Source organism: Thermanaeromonas sp. (assembly GCF_021890735.1).
Taxonomy (GTDB): Bacteria; Bacillota; DSM-521; order Neomoorellales; family Neomoorellaceae; genus Thermanaeromonas.
Window position 1 is genome coordinate 1 of sequence record NZ_JAKKUR010000121.1, and the last position, 3,607, is coordinate 3,607.

Genomic DNA, 3,607 nt, shown 5'->3' on the forward strand with positions numbered 1-3,607 from the left:
CCCTGGATATAAGCTTTGCCAGCCGGTCCATCTCAGGCTTTATGGCCTTCCTGACCACTTCTTCCAGGGCTTCCCTGCCTTCCCTGGCTGCCAGCCCGGCTGCTTCTTCGCTCAAGGCCTGCTCCAGTATATCCCGGACCAGATTTGCTACCGAGAGGCCCCGCCTGGTTGCCTCGGCCCGGAGCCGCCTTTCGAGCTTTTCAGGGATACGAACCATAAGGCGCTTCACAAACCTGCTATTTTCCTTCATCGGAAACTTCCCTCCTTTTCTCTGCTACTTCCTGTAAGAATTCTGCCATGGTCCTGTCCATCTCCTCGACAACTTCTTCCATTATGGCCCGAAAGCGCTTTTCGTCATCTTTGTATTCTTTTTTTCTTTCAAAATACCCCCAGAGGATTTTCCTGACGACTTCCGCTATAGATATACCTAAATATGCGGCTTCCGCCTTTAGCATACGGTAGAGTTCCTTATCAACGCGGAGGTCAATTCTCTCGATCAGCCTCTTCATGGTTTTTCCTCCTTCTAACTGACCTTGTCATACAGTCTTTGATAGTGAAGCCAAAAAATACGGCCAATTTGTCATACAGGATTTACTGGAAATTGGGGGATGTACGACGAAGGAGTCGTACAAAGGAAAGTTAGTTACCGCCTGGCTCTGCCAGGCGTGTGTAGTTCGGAGCGTCAGCTCCCTTAACCTGCCTTCAGAAAGGAGCGCGCCGGCATCGGCCATAGCGTGGCGCTCCTTCCGTCCAGTTTGCCTGGTCCCTGGAATCAGGAAGGCCTGCTGTGGCAGGCCAACCCTACACTTAGCAAAATAAAAACACCCGGCAGATTATAGCCGGGTTGATCAAGCTTGACTAGGAGGGTGAACAGTCCAGTATTCCCCAAAAAGACTTAACCCTGGTCATGAGAAGGCTTTTTCTCGAAAAGTTTAAGTAAGCTAGTTCGGATGGGCTCAAATGTCTTTTCCTCTAAGGTTCCAAGATATGCTTTTACTCGTCTAACATCAATGGCTCGCACCTGGTCAATTAAAGCTATAGAGGCTCGGGGAATTCCCCCTGCTCCCGGAGGCAAAGGCTGGTATAGATCAGGGTTTTGCTTGACCCAAGGGCCACTTGTAGTTGTCAATGGTACCACAATAACTACGGGATAACGCACGGGACCTTGAGGCACACCGACAACGACAGCAGGCCTTACTCCTTCCTGTTCATGTCCTTTAGGGTCATGGAGAGGAAGGGCAATCACAAGAATATCCCCTGCTGCTACAGCCTCAACGGCCATTACTGTTTGCCTCCTTCGACAATCAATCCGATACCTGCCTCGTACCGTACCGGTTTCCCTTTAGGCGGTCCCTCTGGACCCCAATCATACGGAGGCAATTTGCCCAATTCAGCTTCCAACCACGCTTGGTCTTCTTTTTTCGATTGGACTAATAAAAACTCCAAAAACCTTTTCACTACAGGAGTCTCTTTCTCTGGCAACGCTTCTATTAGTCGGTATAATTCGTCCTTGGCTACACTCACCATTTATCACCTTCCTTTCGGCTAAAAACATAGTAGCATATGATATCGCCAAAATCAATCAAACAACCCTTACCTCCAGCCCTACCATCAGCGCATCGTCTATCCCTTTTTCGTTTTTGCACCTGGCTTCCCAAACCGCCTCCCGGACCACTATGCCCATTCCCTTCAATTTTGCCGCCAGCATTCTCTTGGCGGTGGCCACCGCCTCGTTACTCTTCTGGTCCATATCATAGGCTATTACCACTTCCTTCGCTGCTAGCTCCTCGACCACGTAAAGCGCTGGCTTCCAGGAAGTGGCACCCGCGACACCTATAACCAAAGCATCTAGATAAGCTGCGGCAATATCGGCCTTGAGGGGTCCCTCAGTGATCCATACCCGTGGGTCCTTTATCTCTTCCGGCCTGGCCACATGGGCAGGAGTACCACAAGAACAACCGCCCTTGTTTACGTGGCCACTGAAAAGCTTGTATTTGCCGTTAGAAGTATCGTCCATCCTCCGTTGCAGGGCCTGGATCCGGCCCTGGCTGTCCCGGATGGGGATAAAGTACCCTGGAGAAGGGTCAAAGGTCCAGTAGTACCCGTCATGTTGACTCTTAGCCAAGTAGAATCCAGGGATTCCTTCCAGGTTGTGGCCATTATTATTTATAAGCCTCCTACATATTACCCAGGGAGGTTCATTTTCCGGTACCGATTTGTAGCCGTTTCTCTTAATCTCCTTATCGTCTAGGCCCCGCCTGTGCAGGTCCTCCTGGTGGCGGGGATAAAGGTATAAAAGCCGCAAGAAACTCCGGTATACCCGGTCCCGTACCTCTATGGGAGCCAGCTCTGCGCCTGCTACGGGTATTATCTCTTCCCGATTTCTCTCAAAAGTAACCCTGCCGGGCTCCAGCCAGTGAAGGTGGGCTACCTGGCCGTTGCTCAAGATAACATGCTTAAACGCTCCTTCGCTAATTCTCATGCAGCTGCAGATGTAACTGTTGAAGCCGCACCAATCAGGTTTGCCGCAAACAGGGCACGGGTTATGTCTCGAGGCCTTTATGAACCGCTCGTAATCCCGCCTGGCCACCGGCATCTTCACAGCCTCCTTCTTTTTTGGCCTTCGGCCTTTGGCCTTCCGGCCTCGGCCGTAAAACACAGCCGCCCGGCCGGGCGGCAAGGGCGGCCCGCAGGGCCGGGCCGAGGAATAGCGGACCGAGCGAAGCGAGGGAGCATATGCCGCAGGCCCTTGCCCTTGCCGGCCCCGGCCCAGGGCGGCAGTAAAATAGAAAGGCAGCCGGAAGGCCACACTATCACTGAATCAAAGCAGCAGGAGGGCGAAAGCCTTCCTGCTGCTTACCGCTGCATTGAAAGGCCGCCGCGACGCCGGCCTGTAAAGGCCAAAGCGTGGCGGCGGCACAAGGCTTGCCGGCTAGACCAGCCGGTATAGGTCTCTATACTTATCGTCCTTGCTGGTGTCCGGGAGTTTTGGGGCCGGAGGGCTTTTGGGGCTCGTTTGCCTCTTTCTCGCCTTCACCCGCAAGTGCTGATAATCCTCCCGGCAGGCTTCAATAAGCCAGCCGGGGGCATTCATTTTTTCTTTGCCTACCTCCACCATCGCAATCTTGGCCAGCACATAATCTAGAGGGTATCTTGTTAATTCCCGAAGAGCTTTAGCTGCTAAAGGCTGGCCCGTTGCTTTTATAAACGCTTCCTGGATTTCGCGGGCTGGGGCAGTGGAGATATGGTCTTGGATTATTTCATCTGTGTTATTATTAAAGCTAATCCGGGACGATTTTTCTCCCAAATAAATTCCCCCGTTGGTCCAGTTAGGCTGGTGATTAACTAAAGCTTCATCTTGTACACTAGCACCTAGACTAAAAATCGCATTAGTCTCTGAGCCCGGCATTAAGTTCTCTTGCAGATCATGCGGATCCGGATTGGTACCTACCGAATTGAGAGTTTCAGGGATGGCCTCTACCTTACAACTAGTTCCGGTCAAGGGAATTTTCGGAGTCTCAGCGATGGGTGCCTTATTTACTACAACAACATTATTATTCTTAAGTGAGTCTTCTTCAGTGGCTCTGTCAGAACCTAGGTCGGTTCT

7 protein-coding genes are annotated in these 3,607 nt (G+C 51.7%); 1 reads left to right on the forward strand and 6 read right to left on the reverse strand.

Going from position 1 to position 3,607, the window contains the following annotated elements; genetic code table 11:
* From L5656_RS10910 to L5656_RS10930, 5 genes are all read right to left on the reverse strand, one after another.
* On the reverse strand, positions 1-250 hold a 250-nt coding region (locus L5656_RS10910; protein ID WP_297202872.1), incomplete at its 3' end, for a toxin-antitoxin system HicB family antitoxin.
* The gene (locus tag L5656_RS10915; protein ID WP_297202873.1) at positions 237-509 is read right to left on the reverse strand and encodes a hypothetical protein; all 273 of its coding nucleotides are present in this window, start codon (positions 507-509) and stop codon (positions 237-239) included. The genes L5656_RS10915 and L5656_RS10910, both read right to left, overlap by 14 nt.
* A gap of 386 nt (positions 510-895) precedes the next feature.
* Entirely contained in the window at positions 896-1,282 is a 387-nt protein-coding gene (locus L5656_RS10920) for a type II toxin-antitoxin system PemK/MazF family toxin (protein ID WP_297202874.1), read from the reverse strand.
* On the reverse strand, positions 1,282-1,524 hold the full coding sequence (locus L5656_RS10925; RefSeq protein WP_297202875.1) for a hypothetical protein: 243 nt from the start codon (positions 1,522-1,524) through the stop codon (positions 1,282-1,284). The genes L5656_RS10920 and L5656_RS10925 overlap by 1 nt, the downstream gene beginning before the upstream one ends.
* Before the next feature lie 58 nt (positions 1,525-1,582).
* Positions 1,583-2,596 (reverse strand): DUF3854 domain-containing protein, encoded by a 1,014-nt coding sequence (locus L5656_RS10930; protein ID WP_297202876.1) that lies wholly within the window; start codon positions 2,594-2,596, stop codon positions 1,583-1,585.
* A 159-nt stretch (positions 2,597-2,755) separates the two neighbouring features.
* Here L5656_RS10930 and L5656_RS10935 point away from each other — a divergent pair, with 159 nt between their 5' ends.
* Complete coding sequence (locus tag L5656_RS10935; protein WP_297202877.1) at positions 2,756-2,950, forward strand: hypothetical protein; 195 nt, start codon at positions 2,756-2,758, stop codon at positions 2,948-2,950.
* On the opposite strand, the gene L5656_RS10940 is transcribed toward L5656_RS10935, so the two are convergent.
* Positions 2,933-3,607 (reverse strand): hypothetical protein (locus L5656_RS10940; protein WP_297202879.1); only part of this gene is annotated, 675 nt, incomplete at its 5' end. The two genes, L5656_RS10935 and L5656_RS10940, sit on opposite strands and share 18 nt — an antisense overlap.

Bases quoted from the DNA above. Each gene is read 5' to 3' on its own strand.
- L5656_RS10915 (WP_297202873.1), bottom strand. From the start codon at position 509: ATGAAGAGGCTGATCGAGAGAATTGACCTCCGCGTTGATAAGGAACTC.
- L5656_RS10920 (WP_297202874.1), bottom strand. From the start codon at position 1,282: ATGGCCGTTGAGGCTGTAGCAGCAGGGGATATTCTTGTGATTGCCCTT.
- L5656_RS10930 (WP_297202876.1), bottom strand. From the start codon at position 2,596: ATGCCGGTGGCCAGGCGGGATTACGAGCGGTTCATAAAGGCCTCGAGA.